Annotated in this window: 22 protein-coding genes and 1 tRNA gene; 9 read left to right on the forward strand and 14 right to left on the reverse strand. The window is 45.0% G+C overall.

The annotated features are described in order from the left end of the window. Nucleotides 1–39: 39 nt before the first annotated feature. The 5 genes from OA79_RS07330 to OA79_RS07350 form a co-directional block, all read right to left on the reverse strand. The gene (locus OA79_RS07330; RefSeq protein WP_063332574.1) at nucleotides 40–2,058 is read right to left on the reverse strand and encodes a methyl-accepting chemotaxis protein; all 2,019 of its coding nucleotides are present in this window, start codon (nucleotides 2,056–2,058) and stop codon (nucleotides 40–42) included. A gap of 467 nt (nucleotides 2,059–2,525) precedes the next feature. Next, a complete protein-coding gene (prpD, locus tag OA79_RS07335; RefSeq protein WP_063332575.1) occupies nucleotides 2,526–4,010 on the reverse strand; it encodes a 2-methylcitrate dehydratase in 1,485 nt (494 codons plus the stop codon). A 30-nt stretch (nucleotides 4,011–4,040) separates the two neighbouring features. Next, complete coding sequence (prpC, locus tag OA79_RS07340; protein ID WP_063332576.1) at nucleotides 4,041–5,168, reverse strand: bifunctional 2-methylcitrate synthase/citrate synthase; 1,128 nt, start codon at nucleotides 5,166–5,168, stop codon at nucleotides 4,041–4,043. Nucleotides 5,169–5,289: 121 nt separating this feature from the next. Further along, nucleotides 5,290–6,168 carry a methylisocitrate lyase gene (gene prpB / locus OA79_RS07345; RefSeq protein ID WP_063332577.1) on the reverse strand — a complete coding sequence of 293 codons (879 nt, stop codon included), beginning with the start codon at nucleotides 6,166–6,168 and terminating at the stop codon, nucleotides 5,290–5,292. Between the two features lie 20 nt (nucleotides 6,169–6,188). Continuing rightward, complete coding sequence (locus OA79_RS07350) at nucleotides 6,189–6,875, reverse strand: GntR family transcriptional regulator (protein WP_063332578.1); 687 nt, start codon at nucleotides 6,873–6,875, stop codon at nucleotides 6,189–6,191. A 275-nt stretch (nucleotides 6,876–7,150) separates the two neighbouring features. On the opposite strand from OA79_RS07350, the gene OA79_RS07355 reads away from it, so the two are divergent. Both OA79_RS07355 and OA79_RS07360 read left to right on the forward strand, forming a co-directional pair. Beyond that, nucleotides 7,151–7,411 (forward strand): DUF5062 family protein, encoded by a 261-nt coding sequence (locus OA79_RS07355; RefSeq protein WP_013797384.1) that lies wholly within the window; start codon nucleotides 7,151–7,153, stop codon nucleotides 7,409–7,411. A 137-nt stretch (nucleotides 7,412–7,548) separates the two neighbouring features. Next, a complete protein-coding gene (locus tag OA79_RS07360; protein WP_082825407.1) occupies nucleotides 7,549–8,283 on the forward strand; it encodes a DUF1826 domain-containing protein in 735 nt (244 codons plus the stop codon). Nucleotide 8,284: 1 nt separating this feature from the next. Here the strand turns inward: OA79_RS07360 and OA79_RS07365 are convergent, their stop codons facing one another. The 3 genes from OA79_RS07365 to OA79_RS07375 form a co-directional block, all read right to left on the reverse strand. Continuing rightward, complete coding sequence (locus tag OA79_RS07365) at nucleotides 8,285–9,010, reverse strand: SDR family NAD(P)-dependent oxidoreductase (protein WP_063332579.1); 726 nt, start codon at nucleotides 9,008–9,010, stop codon at nucleotides 8,285–8,287. A gap of 14 nt (nucleotides 9,011–9,024) precedes the next feature. Next, complete coding sequence (locus OA79_RS07370) at nucleotides 9,025–9,417, reverse strand: thiol-disulfide oxidoreductase DCC family protein (protein WP_063332580.1); 393 nt, start codon at nucleotides 9,415–9,417, stop codon at nucleotides 9,025–9,027. Nucleotides 9,418–9,488: 71 nt separating this feature from the next. Continuing rightward, complete coding sequence (locus tag OA79_RS07375; RefSeq protein WP_063332581.1) at nucleotides 9,489–9,935, reverse strand: DUF3429 domain-containing protein; 447 nt, start codon at nucleotides 9,933–9,935, stop codon at nucleotides 9,489–9,491. A 240-nt stretch (nucleotides 9,936–10,175) separates the two neighbouring features. Between OA79_RS07375 and OA79_RS07380 the strand changes: the two genes are divergently transcribed. After that, the gene (locus tag OA79_RS07380; protein ID WP_063332582.1) at nucleotides 10,176–11,552 is read left to right on the forward strand and encodes a glycine--tRNA ligase; all 1,377 of its coding nucleotides are present in this window, start codon (nucleotides 10,176–10,178) and stop codon (nucleotides 11,550–11,552) included. A gap of 66 nt (nucleotides 11,553–11,618) precedes the next feature. Here OA79_RS07380 and OA79_RS07385 read toward each other — a convergent pair whose 3' ends face one another. The 3 genes from OA79_RS07385 to OA79_RS07395 all read right to left on the reverse strand — a co-directional run bounded on the left by OA79_RS07385 (nucleotide 11,619) and on the right by OA79_RS07395 (nucleotide 13,568). Continuing rightward, the gene (locus OA79_RS07385; RefSeq protein WP_063332583.1) at nucleotides 11,619–12,557 is read right to left on the reverse strand and encodes a homocysteine S-methyltransferase family protein; all 939 of its coding nucleotides are present in this window, start codon (nucleotides 12,555–12,557) and stop codon (nucleotides 11,619–11,621) included. A gap of 272 nt (nucleotides 12,558–12,829) precedes the next feature. Further along, nucleotides 12,830–13,204: a DUF2867 domain-containing protein gene (locus tag OA79_RS07390; RefSeq protein ID WP_231908827.1), complete on the reverse strand. Its 375-nt coding sequence runs from the start codon at nucleotides 13,202–13,204 to the stop codon at nucleotides 12,830–12,832. A gap of 88 nt (nucleotides 13,205–13,292) precedes the next feature. After that, the gene (locus tag OA79_RS07395) at nucleotides 13,293–13,568 is read right to left on the reverse strand and encodes a DUF1330 domain-containing protein (protein WP_063332584.1); all 276 of its coding nucleotides are present in this window, start codon (nucleotides 13,566–13,568) and stop codon (nucleotides 13,293–13,295) included. Between the two features lie 92 nt (nucleotides 13,569–13,660). Here OA79_RS07395 and OA79_RS07400 point away from each other — a divergent pair, with 92 nt between their 5' ends. Together OA79_RS07400 and OA79_RS07405 are read left to right on the forward strand one after the other, a co-directional pair. Next, a complete protein-coding gene (locus OA79_RS07400) occupies nucleotides 13,661–14,587 on the forward strand; it encodes a LysR family transcriptional regulator (RefSeq protein WP_063332585.1) in 927 nt (308 codons plus the stop codon). A 132-nt stretch (nucleotides 14,588–14,719) separates the two neighbouring features. Further along, nucleotides 14,720–15,187: a GNAT family N-acetyltransferase gene (locus tag OA79_RS07405; RefSeq protein WP_063332586.1), complete on the forward strand. Its 468-nt coding sequence runs from the start codon at nucleotides 14,720–14,722 to the stop codon at nucleotides 15,185–15,187. 38 nt (nucleotides 15,188–15,225) lie between these two features. Here the strand turns inward: OA79_RS07405 and OA79_RS07410 are convergent, their stop codons facing one another. After that, nucleotides 15,226–15,786: a TetR/AcrR family transcriptional regulator gene (locus OA79_RS07410; RefSeq protein ID WP_063332587.1), complete on the reverse strand. Its 561-nt coding sequence runs from the start codon at nucleotides 15,784–15,786 to the stop codon at nucleotides 15,226–15,228. A gap of 93 nt (nucleotides 15,787–15,879) precedes the next feature. On the opposite strand from OA79_RS07410, the gene OA79_RS07415 reads away from it, so the two are divergent. After that, nucleotides 15,880–16,338 carry an HPP family protein gene (locus OA79_RS07415; RefSeq protein WP_063332588.1) on the forward strand — a complete coding sequence of 153 codons (459 nt, stop codon included), beginning with the start codon at nucleotides 15,880–15,882 and terminating at the stop codon, nucleotides 16,336–16,338. Between the two features lie 67 nt (nucleotides 16,339–16,405). Here OA79_RS07415 and OA79_RS07420 read toward each other — a convergent pair whose 3' ends face one another. After that, nucleotides 16,406–16,951: a peroxiredoxin-like family protein gene (locus OA79_RS07420; protein ID WP_063332589.1), complete on the reverse strand. Its 546-nt coding sequence runs from the start codon at nucleotides 16,949–16,951 to the stop codon at nucleotides 16,406–16,408. A gap of 116 nt (nucleotides 16,952–17,067) precedes the next feature. On the opposite strand from OA79_RS07420, the gene OA79_RS07425 reads away from it, so the two are divergent. Further along, nucleotides 17,068–17,913 carry a helix-turn-helix domain-containing protein gene (locus tag OA79_RS07425; protein ID WP_063332590.1) on the forward strand — a complete coding sequence of 282 codons (846 nt, stop codon included), beginning with the start codon at nucleotides 17,068–17,070 and terminating at the stop codon, nucleotides 17,911–17,913. Between the two features lie 102 nt (nucleotides 17,914–18,015). Continuing rightward, a tRNA-Ile gene (locus tag OA79_RS07430) sits at nucleotides 18,016–18,092 on the forward strand. Nucleotides 18,093–18,268: 176 nt separating this feature from the next. Here the strand turns inward: OA79_RS07430 and OA79_RS07435 are convergent. Next, nucleotides 18,269–18,970: a lipoate--protein ligase family protein gene (locus OA79_RS07435; RefSeq protein WP_063332591.1), complete on the reverse strand. Its 702-nt coding sequence runs from the start codon at nucleotides 18,968–18,970 to the stop codon at nucleotides 18,269–18,271. A 368-nt stretch (nucleotides 18,971–19,338) separates the two neighbouring features. Here OA79_RS07435 and OA79_RS07440 point away from each other — a divergent pair, with 368 nt between their 5' ends. Beyond that, the gene (locus OA79_RS07440) at nucleotides 19,339–20,730 is read left to right on the forward strand and encodes an L-cystine transporter (RefSeq protein WP_063332592.1); all 1,392 of its coding nucleotides are present in this window, start codon (nucleotides 19,339–19,341) and stop codon (nucleotides 20,728–20,730) included. Nucleotides 20,731–20,827: the final 97 nt, after the last annotated feature.

Raw genomic sequence — 20,827 nt, forward strand, 5'->3', positions numbered from 1 at the left:
GCCACAGTATGATACTGTGGCTATAGGAGCACGCCAACGTTATTTTATCGTAAAACTAGACAAGTCTTTTTGTAGGGTGTTGGCCAGCTGTTCAATATTTTGACTGTGACCTTGTGAGGTATTGGCCATCGCTTGGGTTTGCATGGCTGCCTGTTGCAAGTCTTCCGCGTTCTGGCGAATTTGAGTGGACGCGACACTTTGCTCTTCCGTTGCGGCGGCGACATTACTTATGCCCATTTCCACTTCTTGAATGGACGTTAGAATGTCGTCTAAAAGTTGGTCTGCCACACGAGTTTGCTCAATACTATTTAGTACTTGCTCAGACCCTTGCTCCATGTCTATCACGGCCGACTGACTATTGTTTTGAAGCCGATCAACCACATTGCGAATTTCTTCTGTTGAGCTTTGTGTGCGCTGTGCTAATACGCGAACCTCATCGGCAACCACGGCAAAACCACGTCCTTGCTCCCCTGCTCGGGCGGCTTCAATGGCGGCATTTAGCGCCAAAAGGTTGGTTTGTTCGGCAATGTTGTTGATGACCGTCACCACCTCACCAATGTCTTTCGAGCTATGTTCGACTGTTTTGATGGTGTTGGAGGCTTGCGTGAAGGCTGACGACAACATGCTGACCGTTTCTTCTACTTGTTTAACGGCATGGTGACCTTGTGTGGTTAGGTGTGACACCTTGGCCGATTGTTCCGATACCTGGTTAGAGCTTTGCGCCACTTCTTCGATTGAAGAGGCTATTTGAGTGATGGCGGAGCTGACTTGCGTACTCGCGTCTTGGCTAGAATCGGCGCTTTGTACTAAATCGCTGTTGGCCTTAGTAATACCGGATGTCGATGCCAATAGCGCTTCACTTGAGGTCTGAATGTTCGATACCAATTTAATTAAATTGTCGCGCATTTTGATGGCGTCATTTTGCAGAGCATCGATTTCATTTTGACTGTTTTTGCTGGCATTTTTCTGGAATCGGAAGGTCAGATTTCCTTGGCCTAATTCAGACATAGCAGAAGACATTTCTTTTAGCGGAGTCAAGGCTTTACGGATAAATAGGATTAAAATTAGGGTCAATATCAGGGCGGCAATGAAAGCAATAATAGTAACAATGAATAACACATGATTGACCACTTCTGCGTATTCGTCATCGTAAGACTTTAACGCCACGACCCAGCCCCATTTAGACGCTTCTTGGAACACCACCTTGGACGGACGGGGTGTTTCTCCTTTGTCCGTTATTTTTAAGGTGTAGTGAATCAAGCCTTTCTCAGATTGGAATAGCTTTTTGAAAGTATCGGTCAATTCACTGCTCAGTTGGTAGAGTGTTTTGCCTTCTTCAGTAGGGTGAATGACCAACAAACCTTCTTTTTCCTTGCTGGCCTCAACCACATAAATGTACCCCGTTTTACCAAACACCATTTTGTTTAGAGAATTACGCAGTGGCTGGACGATGCTGTCAAAAGGGTATAATTGTTCAATGAAGACGTTGTTTTGATATGGCATCGGTTGGTAAGACGCAAAGTATTCTTTGTTACCAATAATGGTTCGGCCAACGTAGGGTTTCGCAGTGCGCAAGCCTATTGTGGCTTTGGAATTGGACTGGATCTCGACCGGTAAATTTAGATCCGAGCTGGCGGCACGATAAAATTTACCTTGTTTCGCCACCACTAAGCTAATGTCTGCTCCTGCGGCGTTGGCAATATCCCGAATAACCTGGCTGTTGCCGTTTATTTGTTTATCGTTTAATTGCAGGCGGGGAAGAGCCATGCCCTTAACTTGCGTACTGTTAGAAGAGGTTACGCGCAAGTTTTGTAGATTCATATTAATCAGATTGTGGTTGAAACTTGCGATACGAACAAAGCTATCGTAGCGGCTATTAAGGCGTTCAACGACCAGTTCGACTTCTTTCTTCTGGTGCTCAGTCACAATGCCGCTGATCTCACGATTGAACAGTTGGCCTATGACCAACACCAAAATGGTGAAACAGATTAATACGGCCAGTAATGTTCCTATGCCTAGCTGTTTAGGCAGTGACGCTCTTTTAAAGGTTGAGATCATGCAGGTTACGTCCTCATTGTGTTTAAAGTGCATTGCAATCTAAGAAAGGAGTAAATATACAGATCCATAAAAAGTTTACAAATATTTACTTAATGCTTCTTAATATAAGTAATATTAAGTTTTTTGATATAACTATTTAAAATGTTGTTATACATAGAATTAAATCCATAAAAATTAACCGGTTGAGAAAATAAACTCATTATTTGTGTGTGTATTTTATTTTAAGAAAAGTTTACGTAAATATTTGTAAACTTTTTTCGATGTCATCTAGTGTGAAAAAAAGGCTTCTAGAAAGCCGATAGAAAGGTAGGGAAAGGTCGTTATTTAAATCGAGTTTTTACTGACAATACGGCCTATTTGCCGATGACTGTGCGGCAATGAATAAGGTGGAGAAGGGCAAATGTAGTAAAAGAGAACAAATCCTATTTGTTCTCTTTTACTTATTTATCTAAAGGATGCCAGTGACATCAGATGACAAATAAATCCATAAAGCGATTTACTGGCGTGCTTTCGAGGGATTGCTGATCCTTACAAAGAGCGAAAATAGTTTGGCAACGACCGCTAGGGAAGCGTGTTGCTAAATTGTTTTGGAATTTTTGCTCAAGTAAGGGAATGCCTTCGGCACGGCGGCGGCGATGACCAATAGGGTATTCTACAACCACCTCGTCTGTGTGTGAGCCGTCCTTGAAAAACACTTGGATCGCATTCGCAATGGAGCGTTTATCCGCTTCAAGGTATTCCTCGCTGAAACGTGGGTCTTCAACAATCTCCATTTTATCTCGGAGTTCATCAATAATGGGATTGGCCTGATGGAAGTCGTCTTCATAATGTTCGGCGATCAAGTTGCCAAACGCCAAGGGTACTGCTGTCATGTACTGTAAGCAGTGGTCACGATCCGCCGCATTAGCAAGTGGCCCTACCTTGGAAATGATACGAATTGCTGATTCATGGGTGCGAATGACGATTTTCTCAATGTCAGCTAGTCGATCTTTTACTTTAGGGTGCAAGGTCACAGCCGCTTCGGCCGCCGTTTGAGCGTGGAACTCGGCGGGAAAGGAGATTTTAAACAGGATGTTTTCCATCACATAGGCATCATAGTCTTGTGAGAGTGAAAAGTGTCTTTGTTCAACTGGCTTGATGGCTTGATCTTTGTTTGTTTTGCTAAAAGACACATCATAAAACCCCCATTGTGGGGCCGTTAGTACGCTTGGAATGCCCATTTCGCCACGCATTGACATGTCCGCCAAGCGCACTGCTCGAGAAGTGGCATCGCCAGCGGCCCAAGATTTGCGAGAACCTGCATTTGGTGCATGGCGATAAGTGCGCAGCGCAGAACCATCAACCCAAGCCTGCGAAATGGCCGCCATGATTTGCTCACGGTTACCGCCCATCATTTTTGTGACAACGGCACTGGACGCTACTCGAACTAGCAATACATGACATAAGCCTACTCGGTTAAAGGAATTTTCTAATGCCAGAACACCTTGGATTTCGTGTGCCATCACCATGGCTTCCAGTACTTCTCGCATGGTGAGAGGGGCTTCTCCTTGCGTAACCTTTTGCTGAGAAATAAAGTCTGCGACCGCTAATATTCCCCCCAAATTGTCTGAAGGGTGTCCCCATTCTGCGGCTAACCAGGTGTCGTTGTAGTCTAGCCAGCGAATGATGCAGCCTATGTCCCAAGCCGCTTTGACTGGGTCAAGTTGTAATGAGGTGCCTGGCACACGGGCACCATTCGGGACGATGGTGCCTTGTACAATCGGTCCCAGATGCTTAGTACATTCAGGGAAGCGTAATGCTAATAAGCCACAGCCCAAGGTGTCCATCAGACAATTACGAGCCGTATCTAGGGCTTCTTGACTGCTGACTTGGTAGTTCAGCACATAGTCAGCGATGTCTTGAATCACTTTGTCATAATCTGGGCGATTGTTTAAATCGACGTTAGCACTCATATCTTATCCTTATTTTTCAAAATGTATTCTTTATGGGCGATCTTCTAGATTGATCCACTCTGCGTGATCTGGCCCTGTGTAGTCGGCACTTGGCCGAATAATACGATTGTTGGCTCTTTGTTCCATGACATGTGCTGCCCAACCTGTGACGCGAGAGCAGACAAAAATCGGGGTGAACAGTTTGGTTGGGATTTCCATAAAACGGTACGCGCTGGCGTGGAAGAAATCCGCATTACAAAAGAGTTTCTTTTCGCGCCACATGACGTCTTCACAACGTTCCGATACTGCATAAAGGTATGTGTCGCCGACGGCGTCGCTTAACTGTTTTGACCATTTTTTAATGATGTCATTACGGGGGTCGCGTTCGCTGTAAATGGCGTGTCCAAAGCCCATGATCTTGTCTTTATTAGCGAGCATCTTTAATAAAGCGGCTTCCGCTTCATCTGGTGATTGCCAATCTTCGATCATGTCCATGGCGGCTTCATTGGCACCGCCATGTAAGGGGCCTCGTAAACTGCCTATGCCACCCGTAATGCAAGAATGCATGTCCGATAAGGTAGAAGCACACACTCGAGCGGTAAAGGTCGAGGCATTGAATTCGTGTTCCGCATACAGAATCAGTGACGCATTCATCACCTGAGTATGCAGAGGGTCCGGCGTATCATCGTGCAGCATGGTTAAGAAATGCCCGGCCAAAGAGGGCTCATGGGCATTATGAGTATCAATGCGTACACCATCGTGTGAAAAACGATACCAGTACAACACCATCGCGGGTAGGGTAGCGACTAATCGATCGGCCGTTGTTTGTTGTTCTTCTAATGTCCGTTCTGGTTCAAGGTTACCCAGAAATGAGCAGCCTGTGCGCATCACATCCATGGGGTGGGCGTCTTTAGGGACCAGTTCAAGTACGGCTTTCAAGGCATCTGGTAAGGGCCGTAAAGCAATCAATTGTTGCTGGTAAGCGTATAACTCTGAAGCATTGGGTAACTTGCCATAGAGTAATAAATACGCCACTTCTTCAAAGCTGGCTTTATCAGCTAATACATCAATGTCATAGCCACGATAAGTGAGCCCTGCCGCCGCTTTACCGACAGTACAGAGTGCGGTTTCACCAGCGCTTTGACCTCTTAATCCTGCGCCTGTTAGTACCTTTGCCATTGCCTATCTCCTTTTTTATTTTGACCAAGCTGCATTCCAGGAATGAGCCGGTGTTATCTGAGAATCGTGTCTAGCGTTTTGTTTTTTTATTGGTTTGTTTTTAATGTTGATAACAGTGTCATTACTTTTCTGCGAAAAGTTGGTCCAACTTGTCCTCATAATCGTGATAGTTAAGGAACTCATACAGTTCGTTACGTGTTTGCATTTGATCAACCACGGCTTGTTGGTGACCATCTTGTAATAAATGCTGATACACATTCAGCGCGGCTTTATTCATGGCTCGAAAGGCGCTTAGCGGGTACAACACCAGATCGACGCCTGCGCTGGCCAGTTGTTCCTTGCTAAATAGCGGTGTAGCACCAAATTCTGTAATGTTGGCGAGCACTGGGACGTTAACGGCACCGACAAACTCTTGGTACTGTTCTAAAGTCAGCATGGCTTCCGGGAAGATCATGTCAGCCCCTGCTTCGACGCAAGCGATGGCGCGTTCAATGGCAGACTCCATGCCTTCGACCGCCAAAGCGTCAGTTCTCGCCATTACGACAAAGTTGTCATCGCTGCGAGCGTCGACACAGGCCTTGATGCGATCAACCATTTCGGCTTGGCTCACAATGGCTTTGTTTGGACGATGACCACAGCGTTTTTGTTGAACTTGGTCTTCAATGTGAACCGCCGCCGCACCTGCTTTTTCCATTTGTTCTATGGTACGAGCAATGTTAAATGCACCGCCAAATCCGGTGTCGATGTCGACCAGTAATGGCAGCTCTGAGGCCGCAGTAATTCGACGAACATCTTCCAAAACGTCGTGCAAATCCGTCATTCCTAAATCCGGTAGACCATAAGAAGCGTTGGCGACACCGCCTCCAGAAAGGTAAATGGCATGGTGGCCAGTTTGTTCAGCCATCATGGCGCAATATGCGTTGACGGTGCCCACCACTTGTAATGGCGAATGGTCTGTCACGGCCTGTCGAAATTTGGCTCCAGCAGAGAGTCGGCTCATGGTGTTTTCCTTTTTATTGTTTACTGGGTTGAGTGAGTGGATTGCTCCATGGCTTGTTGTAATAAACGGCAAGCTCGGCTGATATGCCGACGCATTAGCAATTCGGCTAAATCACCTTCTTGATTGGCAATCGCATCGAGAATGGCTTTGTGTTCTCGTAACGCTTGACGCGGGTCGCTACGTTGGTCGGCCGTGTGATGACGATACATGCGGATCACGGCATACAATTCGTGGCTTAATAAGCGGATAAGTTTCTGGCTGCCACTGGCCTGTATAATGCGTAAGTGGAAGTCATCATTGCCGCCCTGTTGGGCGTAATGTTCATCTTGATTATCATCTAAGAAAGCTTGATGTTTATCGAGCAGTGCATACAAGCTGTCTACTTCTGTTGTTGGCATATGACTGGCGGCTAATCTAGCGGCCATCCCTTCTAATGCCTCGCGTATGGTAAACGTATCTAGCATGTCTGCTAAATTGAGTTCAATGACCCGAGCGCCTACGTTGGCGGTGCGCGTAACCAAGCCCAATCCTTCTAACTTGACGATGGCTTCACGTAATGGTCCTCGCGAAATGCCATATCGTTTCGCCAGCTCTGGTTCTGAGATCTTGCTTCCCTGGGGAATGTCACCTGTCACAATTGCATTGATCAATTGTTGGGCGATGTCTTCAGACAGTGTGGCAGACTTTATCGGAACGATTTGGCTCATAGGTAAAACGTCTTAATTGTTGACAATGTGTTTCTTTATAGTCGTGTTTTTGCCATTTATCAAGCTATATTGTCGACAATGTTTGTTTTTTAGTGTGTTTTTGTTCTTTCTGTTAGGGCTTTGTTTGGGGATGAAATGCTGGTTTTTTCACAATATTCTATTGGTTTTACTGGGTTTTATGTTTATATGTCGACAGTTGTACTTCATCCGCTTACTCAGTAAGTGTCGACAATCTGATGTAACACTATTACCAGCAGAAAAAGAGGATACGCCAAATGAAAAAAATGAAAAATGAGGCCGCGCTGAGCAAAAAAGCCATTCAAGTAGGAGAAAAATATGCTCTGAAGCGTGGTTATGCTGGTTTCTCGGCAACAATGTCGGCTAATGAAAAAGTAGAAGCAATTTACCGACTGCTTGTGTTGGATAAATTAGTCGTTGCCTTACCTGCGGATAAAGAAGACCTGCCAAACATGAAGCATAAATTGGCTTTGTGGATACAGAAAAACCTACCTAAAGACGACCCATTATTGCAATAAAGACTTGGTACATTGTATTGAGTGACGCCGAGATCGGTGTTGCTTGATACGGTGTTAGGCCGTTTAATAGTGCTTTAATTCTATTTTGTTATGATATAACATTTCTTTTGTGATGTATTCATAAAGGAAGTCTATCCATGCAAGCCTGTATTCCAATATCTGAAGCCGAGTTGACGATTGAGAACAATAGCGTTCCTCATGACCAAGGTGAAAGGCAAGAGGAGCAATCAACCGCCATCTTATCTGAACCAATGCCTTTGAGTGTGGTGAAGTCAGTGCACAGAGAAGTGCTAGGGGATGTTTATCACCGGCAAATTGGTATGGCGGTATGGCAACGACCTTTGGATGAAGCCTTTGAATATGCACAGAGTCTAATGACCAAGGCACCGCATTTCTGTTTTAAAGGGCAACAGACGCCACAGCTGGCAGCCAATTTATTAGGGAGACTTCTGCCAGAGGCGAAAGGCAAACAGGTTTTCATTGAAGATGTGACCTTATTGATGGAAATGTTTGCTTGTCTGTTTGACCTGCAAGAGGTGGGGTTGCGTTTGGATGTGTTATCAAAAGCCATGTGTCCACGTTTTCATGTGGACAAAATTCCCTGTCGCTTGATTACCACTTATGCCGGAGCAGGCAGTGAATGGTTACACGAAGCTCATGTGCAACGAAAACGATTAGGGCGTGGCGGTGATGTCAAAGACCACAACTCTGGTTTGCTTAGAGAAGGCCGTGTTAACCACTTAAACATTGGGGACGTCGCACTAATGAAGGGGGAAGAATGGCCGACTTCTTTAGGCCGCGGTATGGTGCACAGATCCCCTTCTGCCAGCAGTGAGGCGCCGCGACTTTTTCTGAGTTTGGACATGGTCTAGGTTACCACTCAATCTCTTGATGGTTCCAATCCCTATAGGCCGCTTGATTGTTCATCGCAATGTTGTTCATCAAGAGCAGTAACTGTTGCGCCACAAAGCTTGGTGTAAACAACTTGCCTTCTGGCACGGAACGTTGGAAAGGTTGTGATAAAGGTGTGTCTGTCGTGCCTGGGTGAAAAGCAATTAATTTGACGTTTTTCGCACGTCTAGCGTATTCAACCGCGGATGTTTGAATCAGCATGTTCAGCGCCGCTTTGGAGGCGCGATAACTGTACCAACCGCCCATTTTGTTGTCAGAAATGCTGCCAACACGAGCACTAAAAACCGCCACTTGCGTCGCGGATGTGCCTTTTAACACAGGTAACAGTGATTTTAACCACAACATGGGGGTGATGCTGTTGGCTTGAAAGCAGGCGGCCATTTGAGCGGCATTCACACTCTCTATTTTTCTTTCCGGTTGCATCGTTTTGTCGTGCAGTATGCCATTACAGATGAAGACCTTATGAATTTTGCCTTGCCAAGGCATCAGTTCTTGGCACACCTGCTCAATGCTTTCTTGTTGGTAATCGCATACCACAAAGTGGACTTTGTCCGAGTTTCGATGACTATTGTCTGATCGAGATACTGCCGTGATGCCGCTGCATGTTGGGTCTTGCTCTAAGGTTTGGATGATGGCTTGAGCTATTGCACTGCTGGCACCGATTACTAAAGCGTGAAAACCTGACATGGAAACGTTCCTTTTTAAAGATCACAACGATCTGTGTGACAGCTTTCACAGCGCTTTTTACCACTTACAAAAGCGGAAATAGGGTGACGATAACGGGCAAAAAATAGATAGGCTTTATCGGCCAAAAAACGAATCACTGGCCATCTTAATAATTGCAACCATGGGTGCTTATTAACCAGTTTCCATGCGGTACAAGTCACATCTAAACCTTTAATGATACGGCCATCATCAAGTTGGCCGTGTAGCACTTGGTCCGCCGCGATGGGATCAATATGAGGAAAGCGTTGTTGGAAGTCATCGCCGTGTAAGTCTTCTAGAATAAGCTGGCTGTTTGTGTCGAACTTGGCCAAGCTCTTCATTTCGGCGGCACACAAAGGGCATTTGCCATCATAGAATATGGTTAACATCTTGTCTCCTTGCAGGGGGAGGCCGTGGTTTTCGACCTTATAACCTATTACGCAGGAAAACGAAAATCAGATTAGTAACTTGGGTAAAAAACCAATAGATGCAGCACGCAGACAATCAGCGTCAGCACAAAACGCATGGTCAGGTAAGGTGAATTTTCAGAATGGGTTTGTTTGGCAAATCTGGCTTCGCCCCAAAAGGTGCTAATGAACCCTAGGAACAATAAGGCGATCGACAACACTTGAATGTCCAGCAGTAAAGAGAACCAAGCGGCGACGGCAACAACATTACTGGAGATAAGCAGATAGATGCTTAATGGGCTGGACTCGCGATGAACAAATTGTCCCCACAAGGTACCCGATAAAAAACTTAAGATGATGGCGCCATACGTAATGAACAAATATAAGCCCGAACGATCGAAAAAGGTTTGATTGGTCCAGCTTAAATAAGTCGCACACAAAAAGGGAATGAGCCCCATCGCGCCTAGGATAAAAGTATAAGGTGAAGCGGAAGTTCGCATCGTTAAGACTGCCTTATGGTATAAATGTGCAAATAAAGTGTATTTCTATCCTATTGTGCGTTCAATTTCCAGTTATATAACTCATGCAACCAAGATTTTACATTCCTTTAATCGGCTTTACATCGGCATTGAGCGAATTACGGTCAAAGAGTACAATGGGCGGCGATTACTCTTCTTTGACGCTCGCTTAATGCTTGAGTGTCTATTATTTAACGAATATTGCTTAAGGTGTGTTTAGAAATGCCAGCTAAAACGATGGATGAACTCGTCTCCCTTTGTAAACGTCGCGGATTTATTTTCCAAGGCAGTGAAATCTACGGTGGTATGCAGGGCGCTTACGATTACGGTCCGTTAGGTATTGAATTGAAAAACAACCTAAAAGCGGCCTGGTGGCGTTCTATGGTTTACGAGCGCGATGACGTAGAAGGTTTGGATGCGGCGATTATCCAAAACAAACACGTCTACAAGTACTCGGGCCATGAAGACACGTTCACCGATCCTATGGTGGATTGTCATGAGTGTAAATCACGCATGCGTGCTGACCACATGAAAGACATCAAAGTTTGTGACAACTGTGGTTCTTCTGATGTCACAGAGCCTCGTGATTTTAACTTGATGTTTAAAACCAATGTCGGCCCTATGGTGAACGAAGAGTCTTACACTTACCTGCGCCCTGAAACGGCACAAGGTATCTTCACAAACTTCAAAAACGTGGTGGATTCGACGTCACGTGCGTTGCCATTTGGTATTGCGCAAATCGGTAAATCCTTCCGTAACGAAATTACACCACGTAATTTCATCTTCCGTGTTCGCGAGTTCGAACAAATGGAATTGGAATTTTTCTGTAAGCCAGGTGAAGATGAAAAATGGCACGAATTCTGGGTAGAAACTCGTAAGCAGTGGTGGTTGGATCAAGGTCTAACAGAAGAGAACATCCAGTTTGAATACGTAACGGGTGATGATTTGGCACACTATTCGAAATCGACTGTGGATATCTTGTACAAGTTTCCACATGGTTTTGAAGAATTAGAAGGGGTGGCAAACCGTACGGACTATGATCTAGGTTCGCACACCAAAGCACAAGACGAGTTCGGTCTTTCTGCGAAAGTGAAGAAGAACGAACACTCTACTGCGAAATTGGCGGTTCGTGATTTGGAAGCCAATAAGTGGGAAGTACCATTCTGCATCGAGCCTTCTGCGGGTCTAGATCGTGGTTTATTGGCGGTGATGACGGAAGCTTACACTGAAGAAGAGTTAGAAAACGGTTCGACTCGTACTGTGCTTAAATTTAAGCCGCATCTAGCGCCGATCAAAGTCGCTATTTTGCCGCTGAAGAAGAACAAGCCTGAAATTGTAGCGTTGGCGAAAGAGCTGAAGAACAAGCTGCAAAAATTAGGCTTGGGTCGTATCCTTTATGAAAACACAGGCAACGTGGGTAAAGGCTACCGTCGTCATGACGAGGTAGGTACACCAATCTGTGTGACAGTGGATTTCGATTCAATCGAAAAAGAAGGCGCACCTGTAACAGTTCGTGACCGTGACACGATGGAACAAGTCGTCGTGCCTGCAGCGGAATTGCCTGCTTATGTGATCAACTACTTTATTAACCAAGATTAAATTAGTCGGTTCATAAAACGAAAATACAATGCCGTTACGATTTGGATCGTAACGGCATTTTTGTTTTTAACGGGTTTGTTTCCATTCCGCCAGAGCCTGAATGTGGCTGGGTTCAATGCCGCAGCAACCGCCGATGATATTCGCCCCGAGTTCCTGCCACTTTTTTGCGAAGACAAGGTATTCTTCTGGCGACAGATGACGAGACCCTTGTGTTGTTAAATTCGCCTCATGACCCTGTGTTATAGGGACAAAACTGTTAGCGTAAGCGCCTACGTTGAGTGGTCTATGGTGTTTTTCTAGCAAGCTGGTGGTAACGCGTATGGCTTGTTCCATGACTTCCGGTACGGAACAGTTAAAGAAAATGCCGTCACTGTCTTTTATGTGCAGTGCGTTGGTCTGGTTTGTTTGGGTCAGCATAGCGTCTATTGCAGCAGAGACGGATTCCCCAGAACGCAATCTTGCCGTTTCTCCCAGCTCATCGCTCAAGGTAAAGGCGTAATAACAAGGTTTTGTTGAATCTTTTAACACGTCAGCAACAGCATGGGCCTCTTCAATACTGGCAATGGTCTCGGCAAGCCATAAGTCCACATGCTCATCTTGTGCCGTAAACAGCGTTGTTAAAATATCCAAGGCTTGCTGTTGTTCAAATAAGTCTGGTCGGTAAGAACCAAGAGGTGGTGGCAGTGAACCTGCCACTTGGACTGGATGAGACGCTTTGTTTGCGACGTCTCTGGCAATGATGGCCGCTTGTCGCGCAAGCTCGCCCCCTTGCTGTTGATAACCTGATTCACCAAGGTGAAACGGCACACAGGCATAGCTGTTTACTGTGATGATCTCGGCACCCGCTTGAATAAAGTTCTCATGTGCTTGGGTAACATAATGAGGCGCTTCTAATAATGCTTGTGCGCTCCACAGTGGTTGTGAGAAGGGCGCGCCAATGCGCTTCAGTTCGCGGCCGATGCCGCCATCGAGTAGGGTTAATTTTCGTTTAGTTAAATCGCTCATTACTGTTTTTCATCGGTCTAAATTTTATTGGCGCCATTCAACCATAAAGACAGAGAAAAAGTAATGAAACTTGGTCATGATCAGGATAATTCAGATCATCATGCGTTCTAGGGGGCAATATTATGTTATCGAGCGTAATCGTGATTGTTTTCTAAAGCGGTACGTTGCTTTGTTGTCTAAATGGGCGTTATTTTGCTCGCTGTTTTGACGCGGGCCAAGGCATTGCGCACGATCAGTATATGAAAGGGCAAAATGGTTTTTAAATACAGTTGTCATAAGCGGTTATTGGGGTGAACCCACGTCGCTAAGAAAATACGGCCATCTAATGCCATAACGGAGACTCGAAAGTCCAAATGCTTGTCGTTGAAGCCGGCGATCAGCTCCGTTGGTGTGTCTGATTCAACCGGAAAAAAGCCAACCTTATCTTCCGCTTCAGGACCTTCTTTTAACAATCCAAATGGTATGGTCACTAGGTTGCGTATACTCACCAGAAATTGAGCCCACCCAGGAAAATCTGTAATGATGTTCGCGGCTTGGCGAGGTGAAAGATTGGCTTCAACTGAGTAGCAGTCAAGGAAGTCCGTGACGGCCATTCGTTGATAGAGTGAACTTTGTAAGGGAAGATCGGTTGAGGTGACTTTCATCATTCTGCTTACCTCTTTATATGTTGATGTAAAGCCTCTAGACGGGTGCCGTCTAGAGGCTTTGTTTGTTCACTTAACAGAAAACGCCGAGTTAAATTAAATGAAAGTGGCATTCCATGCCTTGTTCCCGCAACGGAATAAGGGCTTGGTAAGCGTCACTGTGATACCAATTTCTCGCACTTTCTTTATCCGGAAACTCAATCACGGCTTTCATCGGATGTGGTTTTTCACCATCTAATAATTCCGTTTCACCTTTGGCTATGAAATGGCCGTTGAAGGGCGTAAAGGTTTGTGCGGCAAGAGCACTGTATTCTGCGAGTTTTTCTTTATTTAATGGGGTTAGGTCAACAATGACATAATTTGGCATGGTGTTATCTCCTTACTGTATTGTGTTGACACAGCTTAGGTTTGTAAAAGATAGTAGACAATACCCATTAAATTAACGTGTTGTTTAAATATATGAACACTGTGAAATTGGCTCCCTTGCTGTTAATTTTTGTCGAAGTGGCAAACAAACGTTCTTTTACCGCCGCGGCGAAAAAGCTAGGCATGAGCAAATCGGCCATTAGCCAGCAGATCAAGCGTCTAGAAGAATCGATCGGTCATCAGTTGTTAATCCGCAATACCAGAGGGGTTGTCTTAACGTCGGCAGGCGAGAGCTTATTGGCACGCAGCGAATTATTGAGCGAGCAAATCAGTTTAACTTTGACGGAACTGGACAGTGAAAAAGACCAGCCTAGCGGGCATTTTAAAGTCTCTGTGCCGCCTTTTTTTGAAAAAGGCATTGTCATACCAGCCTTAAAGCAACTGTGTTTGGAGTTTCCCAAATTAACCCCAGAAGTGGTGGTGACTGAGAAATGGCAAGACTTGATAGAGCACAATTTGGATGCCGCCATTTTCGGGGGCGACATCAAAAATTGCGATTATCGTGCCTTATCTATAGGCACAGTCTCCGAGGTGTTCTGTGCCTCACCACGCTATCTGAAACAATACGGTGCCGTGACGTCCATCGAGAATTTGTCAAAACACAAGTACATAGGCACGGCTTGGCATCGTGAGAAGTTGCAGATTTTTTCTGACGACTATCGTCATGAGCAGCGCGTTGCTGTGCAACACAGTGCTAAGGTCAATACACTAACGACCGCTTTAGAGGCGGTACTGAATGACATGGGAGTTGCTTTGCTGCCTGAGTTTCTCGTGCAAACGCATCTAAACAAAGATGATCTAGTGAGGGTGCTGCCTGAGCTAAGAGGCCGAAGCTGGCATTTTTATTTTTTGCATCAGTACAAAGGGGAAAAGCCGGTTCACGTGACGCGTTTTTATCAGCTCTATCGACACTTTTTTAACAAAGGCATTGCCTCTTTTGAGCCTTCCGCATCGATTTAACCCATAACAAAGTGTTCGTCATAAAATTGACTTTTCGATGTCTTTAAATAGCGTTATATTTTTACCTGTGAGAGACAGAAATAGAGCTCATAAAACAAGACATAAGGGAATATAAAATAGAGGAATAGCTCTTTGATTCATATTGAAAAGATGACCACTAAACATGTGGGTCGAGTCATTGATCTCAATGTGTTGCCAGATCAACAACGGTTTGTGGGACCAATGACCGATAGTTTGGCGCTGGCTAATGCGCAAGTTCGCCCCTACATCATCTGTGATCAAGAAGACATTGTTGGCTTTTTCATAGTCGATACTGTGTTCAGCCAATCCCATGATTTTGCCGACAGTCATGATCTTGGGTTGAGAAAATTCTTTATTGATCAAGCTTATCAAGGTAAAGGCTTTGCAGGTCAGGCTTTACGAGCCCTAGATGATCATCTTGAAGAAGCATACCCTAGATATAAACGCATTTTTTTAACCGTGAACTGCCTCAACATAGCCGCTAAGGCTTGTTATGAAAAGGCGGGCTTCAAAGACACTCAAACCTTATACGAAGGTGGTCCATCAGGCCCTCAGCACATTATGGTTAAGTCTCTTTGAATTGAAGCGTGTTTTGTTTTGCTGATAAGGTGCCAATCTCACTCTGACAAAGTCTTCAGTGCAAGCTTTGCCGTGTTAATGCAAGCTTGCGCATCTGCCGCCTGTTGGTTTACATGAGACTGACTGATAAACCCCTCTTTTAATAAGCAAACCATGTCGAGTAAATAAATCGACTGCTTTTGCAAACCTTGACCAATTAATTTTTTCACTTGCGCTTTATGATACTGGCAGTATTGCGCAATTTGGCTATCTGCCGCACTGAACTCCACGGCACTGTTGACAAAAAAACAGCCACGAAAATGCCCAAGAACGGATTCTTTTCCGCTTACCCAAGACTCCAAAGCATAAAAGAGTGCTTCTATCATACTCTCATCCGAGTCTGCTTGATTAAGCTTACTTTCTAACCACTGGTAAAACACCTCATGGCGTTGTTGCAGTGCGGCTAAAATCAAGGCGTCTTTGCTGTCGAAATGATGATAAAGGGTCTTCTTAGCGATACCAGATTGCTTTAAAACCTCATTAATGCCGATAACATGAATGCCCTGTTGGTAAAAAAGCTCCAATGCAGTATTGATCAGTAACTGACGTTTGGTGTTCATAATCTGTCTCCTTAATGCCATATTGACAAAGGTAGACCGATTTGTCTACCATTTAAGAGTAGACAGATCGGTCTACTTTTAAGGGGAAATTTAATGAAGCATTTTTTAGCCTCGCTTTTAGCGGGTATCGGTGCCTTTACCGGCATCCTGTGTCTGGCGTATTTTGATCACAGTGTTTGGAATGCAACACTTTTGATGGCCCCCTTTGGTGCAACCGCCGTGTTGGTGTTTGGTCTGCCTAAAAGCCCGCTGGCGCAAGCCAAAAATGTGATTCTCGGGCACTTGATAACCGCCTTTATTGGTGTCTTTTTTGTTCAATACGTTGGCGTGGGTGTTTGGCAATTGGCCTTAGCAAGTGGTCTCGGTGTGACAAGCATGCTGTTTACTAAAACCACTCATCCGCCAGCTGGTGCCAACCCGATACTTATCATGTTATCTGGACAAAGTTGGCTGTTTCTGCTGACGCCAGTATTGGCTGGTAGCATCATTATTGTTTTACTAGGGAAGGTGGTACGAGAGGCTCAAACTAGGCTCTCTGCTGAGTTGAATTAGTTGGTGAGTGACGGAACAAACAATAGCCAGCTGTGCGTCTGGCTATTGTTGTATTTTTCTACAAGAATTACACCAATTCACCGCGTGCTGGGTAATCTTTATTAATGGCAAAATCGATTGCGCCAAGCACTTCTCTAAAATGTGGGCGAGCAAACGGCATGGTGCTGATGTTACTCCAATATAATGTGCCATCTGGACGCACTAAGAATAACCCAGGTTCGGTAAACTCTGCAGGTTCTTCAATACCAATACTGGTGAGACCTCGGCCTGCACTGCGATGTAATCCCCAATTCTGAGACTGCTCTGCCGTTAAGCCGTACGCTAAGGGTAGGTTTTCAATGTCCCATTCTGTTGAAGCTTGTTGAGCACGTTCTTTCGTATCTGAACTGAGTGCTAATACGTTCACACCTTTGGCTTGAAAGTCTTCCAATAAACGACTGAGTTCTTTCAAATAGGTTTTGCAGATTGGGCAATGCAGACCTCGATAAACCACCACCATCGTAAAATAGTCTGGTGTTTGGTCGGTAAGGCTCCATTTACCTTGTAACGTGTCGAGATTGAGTTCTGGCGTGGCTTGTCTTGGTTTCAATACGTTTGTGGTCAGTGTAGACATAATTCATCCTCTTGTTGATGATTTAACAATGGAGACATCATAGAAGAATGAATGATACGATAGGTGTCTTAAAATATCATAAATGTTGCAGATCGTATTTATCATGAGTGTGTATTATGGACAGATTGTCTTCCGTACTAAGTGCTTTTCGGCCTAGAACGACCGCGGTTACAGGGGTGTTTGCTCAACCTTCAGAACAACCATTGGCATTGAAAAGCGGGGCTTGTTACTGGCTTTATTGTCTGTCGGGGGAGCTTCGCTTAACGGATCCGCATGGCAAGCGATTAGCGCTTTGTCAGGGGGAGGGCGTTTGGCTCGCATCAGGCATGAGCTTTAGTCTAATGGCATCATTAAATAAGCAAGCTTCACAACTATTAATCTGCGAATATGACTTTGCCAGCAAAGCTTTAAACCCTTTGTTGGATGATGGTTTGCATTGGGTAAAAGTCACTGAGAGCGAAACCATAGGACAGCAACTCCAACCTCTGCATTGCATTTTGATACAAGAATTCACTCAGGACAGATGTGGTTCGCAAGTCGTGCTGGAGCGATTGGCCGAAGCCTTATTAGTGCAATTGTTACGGCTCTTCATGCAAACTAATCGTATACCATCAGGGTTATTGGCAGGTTTAAGTGATACTAAGTTGGCTCGTGCTATTGTCGCGATGCATGAACAACCACATCAGGCTTGGCAGGTACATGAATTGGCGGCATTGGCCGGTATGTCTCGATCCAGTTTTAGTCGATTGTTTCGAGAAACTTTGGCCATGACCCCCATGGCTTATCTGACCTTATGGCGTATGCGTGTGGCAGCACAAAGACTGAAGAGCGGTGATAAAAATCTCGCCATTTTAAGTGATGAACTGGGTTATCAGAGCGAAGCGGCTTTTCGTCGCACTTTCAAAAGAATCATGGGCGTCGCACCAGGGGCCGTAGTCCGAGCATCGTCAGCGCCTCATTGAGTTGAAAGGGGCTTTTTGTCTAATGGTGTGAATTAACTTACAAAATTGTCATAACCAGCTTGGCATCAAGATCGCTTGTCGCTATAATTCGTTTCGCTTTTCGGGCCTGTAGCTCAGTTGGTTAGAGCATCCGACTCATAATCGGCAGGTCCCCCGTTCAAGTCGGGGCAGGCCCACCATATAAAATAAGCCCTAGCAGGTTAGTACTTGCTAGGGCTTTTTTTTCAATATGAATTCTGTGCTTTCACCTAACCGGATTGCTTAGATATCTCATCGATCTTTTGATCGCATAAGTTTCCGTATAAATGTTCTCGTGATGAGTTGAGCAATCGATCATGCCTTATCACCAACGTGGCTATTTATAAACAAATGCTTGAATGAGACCTTGATAGAGTTCTTGAATACTTGGTAGGGGATCAAGGTGATCCGCTAAACAGGTATGGGCATCTGCTTTGATTGGATCATCGATCTGATTCATTTTATTACTCAAATTGATGGGCTTAATCAGTTGTTCAAGGGACGCGTTAACGAGTATGCAAGCTTGCGCGAGGATGACTTTATGTGTGCTTTTTGCAGTGATGATTCGTTGTGCCGTTCCTACTAATTTTCGTTCTTCAATATTCATATTGTAATCACCATCGCAATATGAATAGGGCGTAGCGTGTATTTGCGCGGTTAAACCATATCGATTTAAAAACTTTTGTAGGTTATTACACAGCTTTTGGTAGCCATCTTGAATTGAGTAAGGGTCTTCTGACGTCCAGAGGTATATATGGGATAAGTTAATAACCCCAGCTACCTGAGGCACAGGGGCACCACCTGTGCGTCGAGAAACGATGTGCCAATTATCCAACTTAAGTTGAGTCAGTAATTCCGGTGTGTTTTGCCATTTCTTACTGGCTGGAAAAACAACCGTTTGAGTGGATGTTTGCCATAGGAGCAAGCATTCACTTAAATCACCCGACTGAATTTTGCCGATTAACTCGGCTTCTTTCTCAAATGCTTGTTCGACGGATGAGTTGGTGAGTTGAACAATACGATGTTTATTTTTATCCATAGACCCTAATGTCTTTTGTTGCTTTGTCGGTGGATAATCTAACAGTGCCTATCTTGATTGACTATGAATTGTTTGAAAAGGTAGCAGGCTGAGGGGCTGATACGTCATTTCTACGTGTGATATTTAGGCTTTGAGACACGAACTAAGCGATGTTCATGGTGTTGAATTGCTATCCTTTAAAGTGACATCTTTTTACACAATTCTGTGCTTTCTATATTACTTTTTCTTATAAGAGTTACTGATATTCGATCTTATCTATTTGGTTAACATTTTGTTACCATGGCGCGGATTTGGTCGACCTGTGCCGTTTTGCATGGAGTAAAGCGGATTTAATGTCGATGTCTAGGATGAAAGTTTAAGGTGTCATTATGTTGTATTCCGTTCTCAATTTGGCGGTGTTTGTGGTGTTGTTGGTGGTGTTATTTCGTCAACAAAAATCAGAAAAATCCTTGTCTGTGCGTGTGTTTACCGGTTTGGGTTTAGGGGTCTTGTTCGGTGCGTCTTTGCAGTTCATTTATGGCGTGGGTAGTGGCCCAATTACTGATACGCTGGAGTATGTGAACATTGTTGGCTCTGGTTACGTCAGCTTGCTGAAGATGATCATTATGCCTTTGATTCTGGTGTCAATTATTGGTGCCATCGTCAAGGTAAAAGACACTGGCTCTTTGGGTAAGATGTCTGGTTCCATCATTGGTATTTTGTTGGCCACCACGGCGGTATCGGCTTTGATCGGTGTGTTTGTGAGCAATCTTTTCGGTTTGTCTGCTGACGGCATTGTACAGGGCGCTCGTGAGATGGCGCGCGGTGAAGTCTTAGAAACACGTCTAGATGGTTTAGCCAATGTGTCTTTTGCGGATATGATTCGCTCTTTCTTCCCTGGTAATCCGTTTGCTGATCTGGCCGGTAGTCGTCCTACTTCTACCATTGCGGTGGTGATTTTTGCGGCCTTTATTGGTGTGGCTGGTGTAAAAGTAGCAAATACTCAGCCGGAAATTGGTGAAATTTTCGAACGCTTTGTTGATGTGTCACAAGCCATTGTTCGTACTTTAGTGCGCATGGTGTTGAGCCTAACGCCTTACGGTATTTTGGCGCTGATGACTAAGGTCGTGGCAGGTTCTAATGTGTCTGACATTTTGACTTTGTTGAACTTCGTTGTGGCGTCTTATGTCGGTTTGGCCTTGATCTTGGTGATGCATTTGTGTCTGTTGGCGTTTAATGGCATTTCGCCGATTCGTTATTTGAAGAAGGTGTCTCCTGTGCTTCTGTTTGCCTTCACGTCGCGTTCTAGTGCCGGTACGATTCCACTGAACATTGAAACGCAAACCAAGAGCTTAGGTAACGGTGACGGTGAAGCGAACTTCTCTGCTTCCTTTGGTGCCACCATGGGACAAAATGGCTGTGCTGGTTTGTATCCGGCTATGTTGGCGGTGATGATTGCGCCAACGATTGGAATCAATCCATTGGATCCTTCTTTCATCTTGTCTTTGGTGGCCATTGTCACCATTAGCTCATTCGGTATTGCAGGTATTGGTGGCGGTGCGACCTTTGCCGCTCTAATCGTGTTGTCGGCGTTAGATATGCCAGTGGCGCTAGCGGGTTTGTTGATTTCGATTGAGCCTTTGATTGATATGGGCCGAACGGCGGTTAATGTGAATGGCGCAATGACATCGGGAACGATCACGTCTAAGTGGCTGGGTCATACTGATGGCGAGACGTTTGCCAGTGATAATGAAGCCAGTGGCGAGTTCAAAAACGGCTAATTGAGTGTGTTAATCACAAAAAAAACCACCTTAGGGTGGTTTTTTTGTGTTTGTTTTTTGATCAATTGGTGGTGCGTTTGCGTATCAAATATAGATT

Origin of the sequence: Marinomonas sp. TW1 (genome assembly GCF_001625355.1) — a bacterium.
GTDB lineage: Bacteria > Pseudomonadota > Gammaproteobacteria > Pseudomonadales > Marinomonadaceae > Marinomonas.